General features: G+C 55.4%; 13 protein-coding genes. 2 read left to right on the top strand and 11 right to left on the bottom strand.

The window, feature by feature from the left end:
• Window positions 1-79: 79 nt before the first annotated feature.
• Entirely contained in the window at window positions 80-433 is a 354-nt protein-coding gene (locus VN577_07555; GenBank protein ID HWR14669.1) for a hypothetical protein, read from the bottom strand.
• A 207-nt stretch (window positions 434-640) separates the two neighbouring features.
• Here VN577_07555 and VN577_07550 point away from each other — a divergent pair, with 207 nt between their 5' ends.
• Complete coding sequence (locus VN577_07550; GenBank protein ID HWR14668.1) at window positions 641-1,354, top strand: DUF268 domain-containing protein; 714 nt, start codon at window positions 641-643, stop codon at window positions 1,352-1,354.
• A 6-nt stretch (window positions 1,355-1,360) separates the two neighbouring features.
• Here VN577_07550 and VN577_07545 read toward each other — a convergent pair whose 3' ends face one another.
• The 10 genes from VN577_07545 to VN577_07500 form a co-directional block, all read right to left on the bottom strand.
• Complete coding sequence (locus tag VN577_07545; protein ID HWR14667.1) at window positions 1,361-2,185, bottom strand: WecB/TagA/CpsF family glycosyltransferase; 825 nt, start codon at window positions 2,183-2,185, stop codon at window positions 1,361-1,363.
• Window positions 2,151-3,155: an NAD-dependent epimerase/dehydratase family protein gene (locus VN577_07540; GenBank protein HWR14666.1), complete on the bottom strand. Its 1,005-nt coding sequence runs from the start codon at window positions 3,153-3,155 to the stop codon at window positions 2,151-2,153. Before VN577_07540 ends, VN577_07545 begins: the two co-directional genes overlap by 35 nt.
• A gap of 69 nt (window positions 3,156-3,224) precedes the next feature.
• Window positions 3,225-4,370, bottom strand: a complete 1,146-nt coding sequence (locus VN577_07535) for a glycosyltransferase family 1 protein (protein HWR14665.1) — start codon at window positions 4,368-4,370, stop codon at window positions 3,225-3,227.
• Entirely contained in the window at window positions 4,370-5,206 is an 837-nt protein-coding gene (locus tag VN577_07530) for a glycosyltransferase family 2 protein (protein ID HWR14664.1), read from the bottom strand. Before VN577_07530 ends, VN577_07535 begins: the two co-directional genes overlap by 1 nt.
• 1 nt (window position 5,207) lies before the next feature.
• Window positions 5,208-6,443: an O-antigen ligase family protein gene (locus tag VN577_07525; protein HWR14663.1), complete on the bottom strand. Its 1,236-nt coding sequence runs from the start codon at window positions 6,441-6,443 to the stop codon at window positions 5,208-5,210.
• Complete coding sequence (locus VN577_07520) at window positions 6,440-7,831, bottom strand: oligosaccharide flippase family protein (protein ID HWR14662.1); 1,392 nt, start codon at window positions 7,829-7,831, stop codon at window positions 6,440-6,442. Before VN577_07520 ends, VN577_07525 begins: the two co-directional genes overlap by 4 nt.
• The gene (locus tag VN577_07515; protein ID HWR14661.1) at window positions 7,821-8,495 is read right to left on the bottom strand and encodes a sugar transferase; all 675 of its coding nucleotides are present in this window, start codon (window positions 8,493-8,495) and stop codon (window positions 7,821-7,823) included. The genes VN577_07520 and VN577_07515 overlap by 11 nt, the downstream gene beginning before the upstream one ends.
• Before the next feature lie 30 nt (window positions 8,496-8,525).
• Entirely contained in the window at window positions 8,526-9,833 is a 1,308-nt protein-coding gene (locus VN577_07510; GenBank protein HWR14660.1) for a GNVR domain-containing protein, read from the bottom strand.
• On the bottom strand, window positions 9,833-11,521 hold the full coding sequence (locus VN577_07505) for a capsule assembly Wzi family protein (GenBank protein ID HWR14659.1): 1,689 nt from the start codon (window positions 11,519-11,521) through the stop codon (window positions 9,833-9,835). Before VN577_07505 ends, VN577_07510 begins: the two co-directional genes overlap by 1 nt.
• A 2-nt stretch (window positions 11,522-11,523) precedes the next feature.
• A complete protein-coding gene (locus VN577_07500) occupies window positions 11,524-14,169 on the bottom strand; it encodes an SLBB domain-containing protein (protein HWR14658.1) in 2,646 nt (881 codons plus the stop codon).
• Between the two features lie 351 nt (window positions 14,170-14,520).
• Here VN577_07500 and VN577_07495 point away from each other — a divergent pair, with 351 nt between their 5' ends.
• Entirely contained in the window at window positions 14,521-15,342 is an 822-nt protein-coding gene (locus VN577_07495) for a tetratricopeptide repeat protein (GenBank protein ID HWR14657.1), read from the top strand.
• Window positions 15,343-15,352: the final 10 nt, after the last annotated feature.

The raw sequence follows: 15,352 nt of genomic DNA, 5'->3' as shown, positions 1-15,352 counted from the left end.
ACCTTTCTCTTCTCGTTGAAAAGTTCCGCACACGCACAGGCACACTGCGCCCGTGCACGTCAGGACGCGAGAAGAGAAATCAGATAAGGAAGGTACAGAGTTGGGCTTGTGAGTCGACCGGCAGTGATGGTGGCGAAGCTTCGAGAATAGCAACTGGCCGGATCATCGACGTGGAAACGACAGGCGAGGAAGCAATGACTGGCTCGACGGAATAAACCGGCGTTACCGTCTTGTATTCGGTGACAGGTACCGGAGTCGAACTCCTGAACTCACAGCAGGACCCGGGAGTCTTAGACGACTTCATCTCCATGCCGTGATGACCCATATTGATTTTGGCCATCATCGGGCAATCCGGCGGGCACTGCATAGGCGCGTTTACTTGAGGCACACACATCGCCATCGACAGGAACGGCAGAAGTACGATTGCCGCCATAACAGTCGCCGAAATCGATCTGCGCCAAAAACGCATGAGATATCCTTACTCCTAATACTACCTCGTGGCTGTGATAAACGTCACAAGCACCTTGGCTGGGTTGAGAAAGAAGCCCGGGCTCCGGTCAGATTGGCCCGTCTTGGAGTGGCGCCGCCGTCCAGTCTGGCGAGAGCAGCACAATATCTCCCAAACCGCATCTCACCTTTGATGCCTACTGTTCCCAGCATTCCCATCGGCCAGGCAATTGGCCAGTTCGCGAAACGTGTCGATAGCAATTTCGGCATACGAGCATGGCTCCGAGGCGAGCCACGGCCCCCGAAAGGTGGATTTGACCTAGCGGGGGAGAAGATCATCGACTGGGGCTGGATTTGTGTGAACCTCCCTGAAGGGCGCAAGCGAGCTCTGGAGATCGGCTGTGGCGAGTCACCAGTGCTGCCTGCGATGCTGGCGCGGGGATACGAGGTAACTGGCGTCGATTTCGATACGCGTATCACGCAAGAGGTCAGCGGGTTTACGTTTATCCACGGAGACTTCAACCAGCTCCAACTGCAGCCCGCTTTCGACGTCATTGTGGCGTGTTCCGCGATTGAGCACTTTGGCCTGGAAGGCCGTTACGGGTCGACTTATGCACCGGACGCCGACCTTAAGGCGATGCAGAAGATCCGTTCGCTGCTTTCTTACGACGGAGTGGTGCTGTTGACTGTCCCAGTGGGAATAGACACCGTTCACAAACCATGGCATCGAGTCTATGGTCGAGAGCGGCTCCCACAATTGCTGGAAGGATTCGAAGTCGAGAAGGCGCGCTTCCTGGCCAAGCAGCCGAGAGGCCCGTGGTACGAGACATCAGCGAATGAGGCGCTTGATCATCCGATCGTTCTTGAGCGGTATGCGCTCGGCGAACTCATGCTCAAACGCAAGTAGCAGGGCTTATTCCGTGGCTTCGAGAGACTCGCCAAGGACTGAAGTGGTTCTGCGTAATCCCAGCTTTTCAAGTGCAAGATAGGAAAGGAACAAGCTATTGTTGATCAGATAGCGTTTCCAAAGGCGTCGCGGATCCTGCGCAAGGCGGTGAGCCCATTGCAGACCAGCCGTTTTCATCCACTGCGGAGCGTCTCTAAGATTTCCGCTCAGGAAATCGAACGCTGCGCCGACGCCTATCATCACTTTGGCACCAAGCTCCTCTAAGTGTTCGGCCATGAAGACTTCCTGCCGAGGCGTGCTGAGCCCCACCCAAACGACATCGGGTCGCAGTACGTCGAGCTTCTCGCGCAAGCCAAGTTTCTCACTGTCGCTAAGCGGACGAAACGGAGGCGTGAAGGTACCCACGATTTTTGCACCCGGATACTTACGCAACAAACTAGACCGCAGTTGGTCAGCGATGCCGAGCTTCCCACCGTAAAGGAAGTGCGTATGTCCACACTCCTCCGAACGGGACAGCATCGCGGTCATCAGATCGGGCCCGAAGACCCGTTGCATATGAGCGTAACCCTCGAGCCGCCCAAGCCAGACAGTAGGCATGCCGTCTGGCGTGACCAGCATGGCCCGCTCGAGGACCGCACGAAAGCGGACATCTCGTTGAGCTTCGCTGATGCCGTGCACGCCGGTGACACAGACATAACCACGACGGCCAGTATCAATGGCGCGCTCGACGATCTGCACAGCGCCGGTCAGGTCAATGGCATCGACCGGAACACCCAATACTCGTACCCGCGGGCGATCAAGCAGCGAGTTCTGCGGCAGCGGCTTCGCCATGCACAGTCTTCCTAAGCTCCTGCTGTATCCACTTGTATGTTGTTTTCAGCCCATCCTCCAGCGATACGGAGGGCTCCCAGCCCAGCACTTCGCGAAGACGAGTATTGTCGCTGTTACGACCACGTACACCCTGCGGAGCGCCAAGGATGTGTCGCTTGTGCAGTCGCTTGCCGGCAATGTCGCAGACGATATCGACGAGTTCATTGATGGTGACGAGGCGGTCGGTACCGAGATTCAGAGGGGCGCTGTGCTTTGACGCCATCAGCCTGATTAGGCCCTCTACGCAGTCATCGACATACATGAAAGACCGCGTCTGCTCGCCGTCTCCCCATATCTCAATCTCGCTGCCATCCGTTGCGAGAGCCACCTTCCGGCTAATGGCAGCAGGAGCTTTTTCGCGTCCTCCCTCGTAGGTACCGAGCGGACCAAACACGTTGTGGAAGCGAACAATACGGCAGTCCAGCGTGTAATCGTCCTGAAAATAACGGCAAAGCTCTTCGGTGAACAACTTCTCCCATCCATATCCAGGCTCGGGAGCGGCAGGATAAGCGTCCTCTTCTTTCAACGGAGTGACTTCGGCACTGGTCTGCTTATCTTGCGCATACACGCAGGCTGAAGATGAGAATAAAAATGTCCGGACGGCGTTCAGTCGTGCCGCCTCAAGCATGTTCGCGTTTATGAGGATGTTGTTGCGAGCAACGAGAGCGTGGAATGAAGTGATGTAGCCAATCCCACCCATGTCAGCGGCAAGGTTGAATACCTGGTCAATTCCGCCACGCGTACTGACAAGGCAATTGCTGAACTCCCTTAGATCGAGGATTTCAAATTCATCGGCGACTGAGTCTTCGTATTCGGGATATTTCAGGTCTACGCCACGAACCCAGTAGCCGTCGGCCTTTAAACGCTTTACAAGGTGATGCCCAATGAAACCTCCAGCCCCTGTGACCAAAGCTCTCGTACTACGCGTCATTCAGAATCCTCCGTAACGGCTAGATGCAATGAGGAGGTGAGCAGGTGGCCTGCAACGGAATCCTACGTTTCACTTTGTAACGAATTGATTCGGGCTCTCAGAAATGGGAGATGTGGCAGAGATAAGCGTTGAGTAGAGGTTAAGGTAGTCGGCGCCGGTGTTACGGAGGTCCGGCAAGATGGCCTTAGCCACGCGTGGCTGTGCACGCAGTACCTCTGCAATCTGCTCTGCCAGCCGCGTGTCCGCTCTGGGACCGAGCGAAAAGTACTTACAATGACCCCCACCAACTTCGCGAAAGGCCGGGATGTCGGAACAGATCACGGGAGAGCCAGTCACCAATGCTTCCAAGACGGGGAGTCCGAAGCCTTCGATTGATGATGCAGCTATCACTGCTGCCGTGTTTTCGTACAGCCACCGAAGCTCACCATCATCTACGTTGTCGATGAACTTGACATGATTCTGCAACCCCAGTGGTCGGGTAAGCGCGATCAACTGTTTGGTTTTCGGTCCGGGCGCTCCTACGATGATGAGAACGAAATCCGAGAGATCCTTCTCTTGACGAGCAAGCGCGAACGCTTTGAGGACGATATCTAGATTTTTGTTCTGCCGATGTTGCGCCACGCACAGAAGGTACGGCCGCGCGACCGACGACAGTGGCTTTGGCGGAACCGAAGGAGCAACGGCCACATTCGGTATGACAACCGCCTTCGCGACGGCATCAGGAAAGTAGTGTGAAAGTCGACTGAGCGTGGCCTGTGATACGCAGGCAAGCCGATCCACTTCGCTAATGCACTTCCGGAGAAACAGACGATTCAGGATTACTCGCGGGTAGCCGAAGTTCTCCGGAATATCGTACGGATACAAATCGTGAACGGTGCAAACAACAGGTACCCGAAATCGATTTCGGGTCACTGGCACAGGAAAGCTCAAGTGAACAACGTCCACGGCGCATCGGGCCGCCATCTCAGGAAGGCCCATGGCGAACCACCAGTTCCGGTGCAGCGAATTATTGGGTATATCGACGACTTCAACCCTGACTTGCTGACGATTTTTTCCCAACAATGCGGCGAAGTATCCCGTTTGCCATTTGCCAATTGCCAGCACGACGCTGTCAACCGCGTCTTGAGAATTCAGGCATACAACGAGGTTGGCAGCGTGACGGCAGATTCCTGTCGGAGTACTGAAACGCGATACCGCCGAAACAAGCACGCGCATCAACCGCCCTCCACTGGCAACCGGTTTCCCTGGAAGTAGTATCCGCGCACGAGCTTTTCCGACCATCTGCGAAGCGCAGCCGCCGCTCTAAACGCCTGAAGCAAAGGCATTTGCAGCGAACCTGCATTACGCAGCACACGAGAGTAATGCGGAATAATAAGGTCCCGTTCCTCGAATTGCCTGGTGGCTGTCTTGCACGTCTTGCTGTTCGGCTGAAACCGGAAATCGGCGAGAACTTTGGGTAGATGTCGAATGCGATATCCCTTTTCCGAGAGCCTTACGAAAAACTCATAATCCATCGCGTATTGAAGCGAAATATCGAGCAAGTTGCCGTCTTCGAAGATTTTACGGCGGAAGAAACTGGAGGTAGTTGGTATCCAGAGGATACGATGATAAAGAAGGACGAACCGGTTGAACTCGATTTCGCGACGCAACCGCAAAAGCTTCCCGGCTTCATCGATCCACGTGTAATCGCCGTAGAAGAGGTCCACCGAAGGGGACTCTTTGAACGCCGCTGACACGGCGTGAAAAGCGCCTTGGCGGTAACGATCGTCGGAATTCAACCAGCCAATGATCTCCCCCCTGGCTTGCCGAAACCCTTTGTTCAGGGCATCGCTCTGCCCTTGGTCGGGTTCGCTGACCCACCGAAGGTGCTTCCAACCGGGTGTTTCGGAAAGTCGCTGCAGCAGTTCGACTGTTCCATCGGTAGAACCTCCATCGAACACCAGGTGCTCAAGGTTGCGATACCCTTGAGAACGGACACTTTCCAGGCATTCTTCGATGAAGTCCACCTGCTGAAAAGAAGGAGTAACGATTGTGATCATCGGTGCGTTCATGTCACATGGCTCCTGCGCGAGCTAACCTCGATTTCGCATCCAGTGGCATCCGCATAATCATCGGCATCACGACCACGAGAATCCAAAACGTGAAGCCAACTGGGTCGGCCTCGAGCGCGCTTCCTATGGAATTGAACAAAGCAACCGCGGCGAATAGCGCCAATACTGTAACCGAGATTCGGTCGCGCCTCCTGAGGAATATTTGGGCCGCCAACACTGCCATTACGATCCATAGCGCAACATAGACGGCGAGCGCAATAACTCCACCTCCGGCAAACACTTCCATGAAACCGGAATGTGCAGTACCTAGTCCAGGGTTGTACTCAGGGCCATAAACGCGCGACGCCGAGTAGTATCCGAGCCCAATCCAGGGTGACTGCGAAATGGTCATGTTTGCCAAATAAGCCCACAGGCCTGCCCGGTCGCTGAGTGTCCACAGCGTGTCAATGTCACGATATTCGTTCAGACGCGATACCAAGAAATCCCAGGAGAAAAGCAGCACGATTGCACCTGAGAAGAGGAAGGCGTTTCGCGTTTGCGATGTCGGTACCTTCAAGAGGAAGACGATGAAAGCAACAACCAGCGCGGCATAGCCTGTCCTCATCAACGAAAAGAGCAGCACGGCGAAACACAATCCTACGATGCACGCGGCAGCAGTGAACGAAAATCGATGCACGAACAGCAACACGATTGCCAGCACAGACACCACGCCAGTCTGCGCAATCAGGTCTCCGCGGAACCGCATAATGCCAAACTCAGACGCTCCAAACACCATGTCAGGAGCGACAAATGCTGCTATCGCATCAGCCGCGCACAGCACTACACAACTCCAAAAGATGTGAGTGAGGGCACTACGAACTCCATACTTCCGCACAAACACTGAGGCAAACAGCACAGTTACGGCCAACTGATACACACGGAAAATTGTCAACGCCGGTGATACTGATGTCGCAGTAGAAAGGCCCAAGGCTACCGCGGTGAGAAGGCCAAGCCTTTCCGGGAGGGAAAGTTTGCGCCAAAGCACCCGCCGATGCGGCCAGAGTTGTGTAAACAGCCAATACCCTGCCGATAGCCACACGATCACGTGCAGTACTACTACCGGATCAATTACGGCGTCCAGTGATGCAGTGGCATCTCGAATGCGAAGGCGAGGCGGCCCACTCAATAGAAGAAAGAACAGGACGGTGAGCGTTGCCGGCACTTTGTCGTTAATGGAAGCTTGGGTACTCGCGCTCATGACATGCCAATCCGGGTTTCGAGTTGCCGGATCTCCTCTTGCGGCATGGGCCCTTTCCGATCAACAAAGTAAGAATGAACGCGCCAGAAATTCACCCAAGTGATCAAGCCCTGCACCATGCGACCAGTGGCCGCGCCGATCATGCCCAGGGATGGAATCAGAAAGACGGAGGTGGCCAGACCTGCGATTCCCGAGGTTACGTTGAGCAACGATACGAACCGGACTTCGCCGACTGCGAGCAACGCGTAGTGACTCACGACATTCATCGCCAGCATGCCGTAGGCGACGGCGAGGGCCCGTAGGACCACGGTTCCCTGTAGCGCGAATTCAGGTCCCATCCACAGAGACAGCAAGCGATGGCTGAAGATTACAAACATACTGGCTAAGCCAACGGCCGCGAGGAGGTTGAATACGAGCCCGATCCGAAAACGTCGTTCCGCACCGATTACGTCACCCGAGCCGTTGTGAGCAGCCAAATGGGGAAACATGAAGTGCGATCCTGACGCTACCACTCCATGGATCACCTGCGCCGCCTGCGCACAGATACTGTAGATTCCTACTGCGCCCGCCCCGAGATAGGCACCTATCAGTAGGCGATCAGCATGGTTGAATGCGACTCCAGCCAGGGCCTGAAGCCATGAGAAGGAACCAAAGCGTGCGACCTCAGCCAGCGAGTCTCGATGCAATCGCGGGCAGATAGTACGCAGTGCAAGAGTTCGCCGAACCCACAACGCATGAAGCGTCAGGCCGAGCGCATTTGCGAATGTTGCCGCTGCGACGATCGCGACCACACCGAATCCCGACAATGAGAGCGCCAGTGCGGATACAACTGTAACGGTACGGGTCACGATATTGATGTTGGCAGTCGGCCTGTATTTCTCGAGCGCGCGTAGGCACCCGCTGAAAACGTTCTCAATGCACTTCAATGACAGCGCGATGGCTCCGAAGTGCAATGCCGTTTCGGCTGGTACATGCAAATTTCCGGAGATCTTGAAGAGTGAACCGACTGCGATCGGCGTTACGATCCAAAGAAAGATTGCAAGAGTGGCCCCGAGTACCGCATTGATCCAAAGCATACTGTGCAGAGTGCGTTCAACGCCGGCACTATCACCGCGGCCGCGATATGTGCTGATGTAATGGACGGCGGCATCGCCGAACCCAGAGCCGATCAGTCCCCCGCTGCTGATAATCGAAGTGATCAACATCCAGAGTCCGAATTGTTCCAGACCGAGCCGATGGACAAGGATCGGAGCTGCCACGATCATCAACGCGGGCAGCACGAGGTAATCGGCAACTCCGAACACCGAGTTCGTGAAATTGCGATGTTTGATAAGCCGCAGGTAGCGTTTGCGATCCTGAACTCGCGCTGCCCGCTTGCTATTGGCCATCGCCACGCACCACAGCCGGGATGGTCATCAATAAAATCTTGAGATCCAGCCCCAGGCTCCAGTTATCGATGTACTCCCGATCAAGTTCGAGGTTACGCTCGAACGAAGGATCTCTCCGCGCCGTTACTTGCCAAAGTCCGGTGAGACCGGGCTTTAGGATGAGGCGCTCGAAATGCTCTGGCGCGTAGCGCTTCACATCGTCTTCGGGATGAGGACGTGGTCCAACCAGGCTCATATCGCCAACAAGAACGTTATAAAACTGAGGTAGTTCGTCGAGGCTAAACTTCCTCAGCAGGGCTCCCAGGCGAGTCATTCTGGGATCGCGAGCAATCTTAAAGGTTGCGCCCTTTCGCTGGTTCAGATGGAGCAAGTTGTCCTTGATCTCATCCGCGTCGGGGACCATGGACCGCAGCTTGTAGCAGGTGAACGGAATACCGTTCAATCCGATGCGACGCGAACGATAGATAACCGGGCCCGATGACTCCAATTTAATTAGCACGGCGGCCACCGCCAGTATTGGCGCACTGAGCAACAGACCGGTTGCGCCTCCAAGTATGTCGATGAACCGCTTCAGACCGCGCTCGCTGCTGGCAAGCGCACCCGCGGCAGTCCACTCACTTCGATTTCGTTGCCCGATTCGTCCCGGGTAAACTCCAGAGCCCATGGTCCCCGCTTACTTACAACGTGTTTTTGGCTAACCCGCTTTTCGCCAGTGCCGCCACGCACGTGCACGTGACGCCACGGTGTTGGCAACATCAATGACAAGCAGCTTGCATTTGTCACTGCCGTCAACACTGGCCCACTTCTCTCGCGCCAGTAGGTAATACGATGCAGCCGCCATGCCCAGCAGTGTTCCTGCAAGGATGATCAGCAGCCGCGGAGGCCAGGATTTTTTCTCCGGCCAACTCGCAGGATCGATCACCCGCACACTGGGAATAGCTTTTGCTTCGTCAATGCTTGCGAGTTCGTATTGCTGTGTCAGAAGTTCAAAAAGTGTCTCCTGAACGCGAACTCGCCGGTAATAGTCAGCCCAATTGACGCTTAGCCCCGGCAGCCTTCTTAGGGGTGGATACAGTTCAGCGACCGTGCTTTTCTCATCCGCATCAGCAGAACCACCAAGCTTTCTAAGATCATCCCGAAGCGAATTGATCCGCGCCTGCACGGTGCGGACACGAATGTTATCGGGCTTATAGGTTTGTCGAAGCGCCTCAAGCTCCGACTGCGCAAGCATGAGTTGCGCCTGCAACTCAGCGGCGGAATTCACCATTGCACGAGTCTGCTCCCGCGGTTCAGGGACCATGTTCTCCGCGGCAAACTGGCTGAATTGCTTCGACGTAGTGTTTAGGTCTTCTTTTACCTTGGCTAGACGACCTTCAATGAACTCTCGTTCTCTACGCGCTGCGGACGTGCTTACTTGAGATAAGAGCTTGTCGAGTTCCTGGACGTAGGCCTGAGCCATTTGCTGGGCGCGTTCGCGCGATGTGTCCGCGACCTTGATGGTGATGACGCCACTCTTTCGATCTTCGTCGACATCCGTGCGGGCACCCAGTTTCTTGCGCGTGTCCTGGCGATACTTCCTCCAATACACTCGCTGCAGATCGAACTTATCGATGAGATGGTCTTGAACGGTTCGACTGCCTAGCAGATTCTCCCAAAGCGCCCCCTTGTCATTTCTGCCGAGCGCTCCGGCGAGCGCTCCCAGACCGGATGGAAGTCCAGCTTTGGAAAGCATCGCCGTTCCTAAGGCAAGGGTGCTGTGATTGTCCTCGGGCGGCATGATCCTGACGGCGGATTCGTATTGCGCAGGAATTAGGAACGCGATAGCGGCCGTGATGACAACCAGCACGACTGCAAGTCGACCAAGAAAACGCCGGTGACGCCAAAGAACCCAAAGCTTTTCCCAGATGCGGTCACCCCGCTGTTTTTTGCGGCCATCATTCGACCGAAAATCCATATCTGCTGGAATCGGCACATCTTCGTAATCACTGCTGAACCGATCCATCACTTCGCTCCTCGTTTCGGGCGATAAGTGAATTGAACGGAACCCGAGACGTTCCTTTCAGGTCCAGCTGAAAGCAACGGAAAGTTCCATCGCTCGATCTGCAACTTGGGTGAAATGTCGATGTTTTGCCGAACGGTCCATGTGGCACTGACGGCAAAATCTTGCTGATTTCCTCCCGACAGGAATTGGCGATCCACCTGGTTATGTCTCCACATAAACTGAACAGAGTTCCTGGGCGACAACCAATAGTTAGTCCAGGCCTGCATTCCTATTCCTTGTCGCCCGATCCAGCTTCCGAGGAGATAACCTCGGTTCGTATAACCCTCCAAGTAGCGAACATTGGCGTAGAAGAAGCCCGGGAAATGGAGGAAACCGTGAAGGTCCGTGTACCCGCCTTCCAGACGAAAATCCCACTTGGTTGTACCAGGCACACGTGGAAGGTACAGTCCCGCGAGAATTGCTGAACGATCCGGATAAGCAATCGGCGAAATTTCGTCCTCGGCGAAAGCGTCCAGGTACAAAGTGAGCCCACTGGCCTTCGGTATGCGAAACGTAAAATCAACCCCTGAACGCCGGTCTCCGGGATCGGACGACCCAAACGAATTGCCTCTCGAAAACAGACTGTCCAGAAACCGCGAGATGGTGAATGGGAATCCAGGGCCGCCGAAAATGGTTGTCCGAGAGATGCTGAACTCGAAGTTCGGGGTTGGATGAAAAGACAGCTTCTGACCGTGGATGAAGGGTTGTGGCGAGAATGTCACTCCCGGCGTTTGAGGATAATCTGCTGTTTGGGTGTGAAGGAACTGATGTCCACCTAACTGCCCAATGAAAAACTCACCGCGGACCGGCCCCAGCCATGACAAGAAGAACGGTAGTTTTTGAGGCTTAACCCGGCTAAGGCGAAGCATTGTGATGGGTTCGGCATTGTTGCTGAATAGGAGTGGTCCACCCTTCTCTGGTCCCCACCATAGACTCTGCCTGCCGAACGAAAGTTGATAATCCGAGAAGGCCAATGCTGCGTAGCCCTCGACTAGTCGGACTCGGTTATAAGGATCGATTGCACTCGGCGGCTCGTATAGCCGGAAATCGGATTTGCTAATCGCCTCCACGACCGTGGACGAATAGGCTGGAGCACCTGGCGCGTGCTGGTACTCTGCACGTCCGTAAACCGCAAGCGGTCCAGCATTCGCGAAGGCCGACAGGCCAACAATTTCGTTCGCACCCCTGCGGTTCGGTCGTCCGTAATCATTCACAACTGTGCGGCCGAAATGGAAATCGTCGGATAACGCAGGACCCGCGATCCCTGTAAAACGGGTGTAGGCACTCTCGACAGAGGCTTCCACATTTCGCTCGCCGTTCAAACGTGCAATCTCCGGTGCGAACTCGTTGCGAAGATCCGCCAAAATTCGTTTCACGTCATCATCTTGGGACCGTGACGTTTCCAGAAGTTCATCGACCTCCTCAATCTGCCGGGCACATTCCATACGCGTCCATGGCCGCAGACTCAAAAACGAAGTTTGCACGTATCCCAGGGCTGTCAACTTCTCCAAGGCTGGGTAGACCCAGCTGTCGAGCGGCACCCATGGCGAAGCCATGTATGCAGGATTTCGAGATTCCTCGAATTTTTGAGCCTGCATCGGAATGCCGAACAAGACGCCAAGGACGAGCACCAAAATCACTCCTCGCATCGCTAGAAACTCGTTACTACCCGTGCAGTGATAGCGAGATTGGCCGCAAGTTGAGCTGCCGTAAGAAGACTTCGCCAGGCCATCGAACTCCCAATCGTCTTCTCAGGAATTACCACCGTGTCGCCGGGATAGAGCGTGGTTGATAGCACGTTCGTGCGAAACCATCCCGTACCGCTGCCCTCGCCGACGACAGAACCGTCTGCACGAATGATGAAAGCTTTGCCTTTGTTGCCAGAATCGGTTGCTCCTCCGGCGCGGCGCAGATACCAGCCCGCGTTTTTGCTTGGCACGTAAGTCATGGCGTTGGGATTGTTTACCTGGCCATGAACAAGAACAAAACCAGGGCGCTTGGGAATGAAGAGCGTGTCTCCTGCGCGTAACTCGATATCCGCGGGAGTGTTCTCCCACTTGCTGATGTCGCTTGAGATACGAATCACCATGCGCCCACTTGGTGGTTCGGCTTTCAATCGACTGAGGATCTGTTGCCTTTGCGCCACAAACGCGGCCATCAGCGCACTGGCTTCGCCGGCGTTTGCGCCTCCGACGGGCGGCTGCGCGGCCTCTACGCGCTTGATCAGCGTTTCCCGGGATTGCTTGTCAAGCTCACGGACCTGCTCTCGTTGAAAAAGTGCACCCGATGGATATGCGGTTGGGCGAAGTCCCCCAACGCGTTTTAGAAGCGAGCTTAGCTTCTCACCCTCGACAATGCCGTAGGTTCCCGGCCTGGCGACTTCACCGGAAACAACCACGGAGGCACCAATATCGGTCCAGCCAGTTATCTGTCGAATGGTCAGAACATCTCCCGCCTTGAGGGGAACGTCTGCCTGATGGTCTTGCAGTGCCTGACTCAGGTCGACGGTCTTTTGCTCTATCTGCACAGTGCCGTTCCCACCAACGGCGTAGCTGGCCAAGTCGGCGAAATCGGTTAACGCACCGCGTTTGAAGCCGCCTGCCATGGTCAACAACTGCGTAACGGTCATCCCCCGGCCAAGCGGGTATGACCCCGGCTTTACCACTTCGCCATAAATCGAAACCTTCGGAGCGTCCTGTTCGTAGCGCCCGTAAATGCGGACCGTATCGAATTCCGAAAGCTGGACTGTTTTTTTTCCTGTCAATGCATCCGGCAAATTGAACTGAATCACCACGGGCCGGAGATCTGGAGGCGCCAACCGAACGATCTCGGCTTTTTCTGAGGGCTCCGGGAGCAACTCTCGATATGACTGAATCAGCGAACGCACGTCCATTCCCTGACTAAATGGCCGCCTGCCCGGGTTCAGTACATGTCCTTCCAGGTAAACCGTCGCGTCTGCCGACGGAGCGATGGAGAATACCGTCACCCTGTCGCCGTCTTTCATTTCGAAAGATGAAAGGGCCGCAGAGAGATTCTGGGTTTTGTCGTCCGCCTGAAGCTTCACGGTCGTGCGTCGTTCGTGTGCTTCAATCCGCTCAACCTGGATCTCGTTCAATCGACCGCTCGGCAATACTCCGCCAGCGAGATTGAGTACATCCTGGAGAGAACGCTCGCCCTTTAATTCATAGATAGCCGGCCGCTTTACTGCTCCAGTCACGGCCACCTGCGTTCCGGCAGGCGGCACTTGAATGGAATCCCCCGAGCGCATCGAAGCAAAGTCGCCAGTAACGCCCTTGAGCATCAGGTCGTACAGGTCAATTTCGCTTACCAAATCATGGCCGCGAATGTGGCGAACCGTCCTAAGCGAACCGATTCGAGTCGGGCCACCAGCGGCTTCTACTGCGTTGAGTGGGGTCGCCAGCGAACTGAGGTCATAAGCGCCAGGATTGCTCACATCGCCGACTACATACACCCGCACTGTTCGCAGACGTGTTACTGACAGATTGACCTTTATGCGGTTGTAAACGCGATCAAGGGAGCGTTCAATCTGAGCGCGCGCCTGCTCCACTGTCTTGCCCGAAATCAGCTCCGGTTCAACCTCGGGCAGCATGACGCGACCTGTGCGGTCAACCACGCGCTGAAGAGTTTGATTGATGCTGCCGGTAAGAATGATCTGCACCGTATCGCCCGGTCCAAGGACATAGTCGGGACCAACCGGCACGTCGGCCGGCGAGACAGGCGGCGCCTCGTCCCGGAAGAACCGTTGTCCGAACCGCTCAAGAGGCTGGTCCGTTCGTGGCAGCTGTTTATAAAGATCAGAAAGCGAAGGTATATCGGTGTATGGAAGGCTTTTATCCGGCTTGAGGACGGGCTCGGGAGGAGCTTCGTAACGTGGGCGCCGCGTTTCCATCGGTCGGGGAGTTGCCGCTTTGTTCAGCTCCTTCTTCGGTGTCTTCCCATCGTTGGAAACCTCTGGCTGTTCGTCAGAGAGTTTGCCCCTATTTCGCACGAAATCGGCAGCACGAGCACGGGCAGTTGGGTCGTTCTGGATTTGCGCATACAGCAATGAGTCCGTGATCTGGTCTTCGCTGATATTCGTGCCACGTGCACGAAGCGCTTCCGCTACGGTCCGGCGAAGCTCGGATCGTAACTCAGGATCCTGTTGTAAGGCAGAAATGACCTCATCGGCACTCGTCGAAGGCTGAGCATCCGGAGAAAGCGACGTATCCGCGCTGCTTGTGCCCTGAGTTCCCTGCGCGAAGGATTCCAGTCGCCCGGTCAGAACAAATATGAGCAAAAGTAGTAGGCAGAGATGTGCCGAGGAGCGCGGACGCAAGGTCCTCGGTATGTCTCCACCCTGAAGGTGAGCATGTCTTGCTGGTCGAATCCTCGCACCCGCCTAACTGAAGCTTGTGCCACCCGCCAATGGCACCGCTTGCACTAGGATTCCTAAGGTGGTTTCAGGGTTGCTGCGCACTGAAGTCTCAGATGGGCAGGAGGAATTCCCGAATTTGTCCATCCGACTGTCTCTAGTGTCATTCCCTGTTTGACAGCATCCCCCGATCGGGCTAAGGTCACTGCCCAAGCAAGATCTCCTACACAGTTCAGAGCACGCGACTGTTTTACTGAGTCGTCCCCGGTGATCTATATGTGGCTTATTGCTTTAGTAATTCCGTTCTTGCTTTTTGCACCTTCCATAGCTCGCGCTCAGAGCGCATGTGAGTCAGCAAAATCCTTATGTGGTCTGGAAAAGAAGGCGAATTCCGGCGATCCTGATGCGCAATACTTGCTTGGATTGGAATTTGAAAAAGGTGAGCAGGTCTCGCGCGATTGCGCTGAGGCATTCCGCTGGTATGAGAAATCCGCGCACCGTGGCAACCCACAAGCGCAGAACAATCTCGGGGTTCTGTATGCCACTGGATGCGGTGTCGAACAAAACGATGCCCTGGCTTTTCGCTGGTACCTGCGGTCGGCAGTGGCTGGATTCGCCATGGCCCAGAACAACGTAGGTTACATGTATGCAAATGGCAAAGGCACCGCAAAGAGCGACGAGGCCGCCGTACACTGGTACAGTCAGGCAGCACGGAAGAACTTCGCTCCGGCATTTGCCAACCTCGCGCTCCATTACAGCACCGGTCGCGGTGCGCAACAGGACGAGACGGAAGCCTTCCGCCTTGAAAAACTATCGGCAGAGCAAAGCTATCCTCCCGCCGAATACACGCTCGGAAAGATGTACCTACTTGGTCGTGGAATTGCAGCCGATCTGAATGCAGCTCATCACTGGCTTCAGCGTGCCGCGAGACACGGCGTAACAGAGGCACAGATCACGCTTGGCGAATTATATGAACTGGGGAAAGGAGTTCCCCCTAATCGGGACCAGGCAATCCACTGGTACAAGACCGCAGTGCAAAGCGGGTCAGAAGTTGCCAGGACCAATCTTGCCCGTTTACAGCAGAGGCCGACTGAGTAAAAGCAGTGCG

The organism is Terriglobales bacterium (genome assembly GCA_035561515.1).
Classification (GTDB): domain Bacteria; phylum Acidobacteriota; class Terriglobia; order Terriglobales; family Acidobacteriaceae; genus DATMXP01.
The sequence above is the reverse complement of the archived record's forward strand: the minus strand, read 5'-3'. Positions and strand labels throughout refer to the sequence as shown.

What these genes read in the sequence shown, in the direction of transcription:
- VN577_07525 (HWR14663.1), bottom strand. Translation starts at nt 6,443, where the DNA reads ATGAGCGCGAGTACCCAAGCTTCCATTAACGACAAAGTGCCGGCAACG.
- VN577_07505 (HWR14659.1), bottom strand. Translation starts at nt 11,521, where the DNA reads ATGCGAGGAGTGATTTTGGTGCTCGTCCTTGGCGTCTTGTTCGGCATT.
- VN577_07550 (HWR14668.1), top strand. Translation starts at nt 641, where the DNA reads ATGCCTACTGTTCCCAGCATTCCCATCGGCCAGGCAATTGGCCAGTTC.
- VN577_07545 (HWR14667.1), bottom strand. Translation starts at nt 2,185, where the DNA reads ATGGCGAAGCCGCTGCCGCAGAACTCGCTGCTTGATCGCCCGCGGGTA.
- VN577_07530 (HWR14664.1), bottom strand. Translation starts at nt 5,206, where the DNA reads ATGAACGCACCGATGATCACAATCGTTACTCCTTCTTTTCAGCAGGTG.
- VN577_07540 (HWR14666.1), bottom strand. Translation starts at nt 3,155, where the DNA reads ATGACGCGTAGTACGAGAGCTTTGGTCACAGGGGCTGGAGGTTTCATT.
- VN577_07495 (HWR14657.1), top strand. Translation starts at nt 14,521, where the DNA reads ATGTGGCTTATTGCTTTAGTAATTCCGTTCTTGCTTTTTGCACCTTCC.
- VN577_07555 (HWR14669.1), bottom strand. Translation starts at nt 433, where the DNA reads ATGGCGGCAATCGTACTTCTGCCGTTCCTGTCGATGGCGATGTGTGTG.
- VN577_07520 (HWR14662.1), bottom strand. Translation starts at nt 7,831, where the DNA reads ATGGCCAATAGCAAGCGGGCAGCGCGAGTTCAGGATCGCAAACGCTAC.
- VN577_07535 (HWR14665.1), bottom strand. Translation starts at nt 4,370, where the DNA reads ATGCGCGTGCTTGTTTCGGCGGTATCGCGTTTCAGTACTCCGACAGGA.
- VN577_07515 (HWR14661.1), bottom strand. Translation starts at nt 8,495, where the DNA reads ATGGGCTCTGGAGTTTACCCGGGACGAATCGGGCAACGAAATCGAAGT.
- VN577_07510 (HWR14660.1), bottom strand. Translation starts at nt 9,833, where the DNA reads ATGGATCGGTTCAGCAGTGATTACGAAGATGTGCCGATTCCAGCAGAT.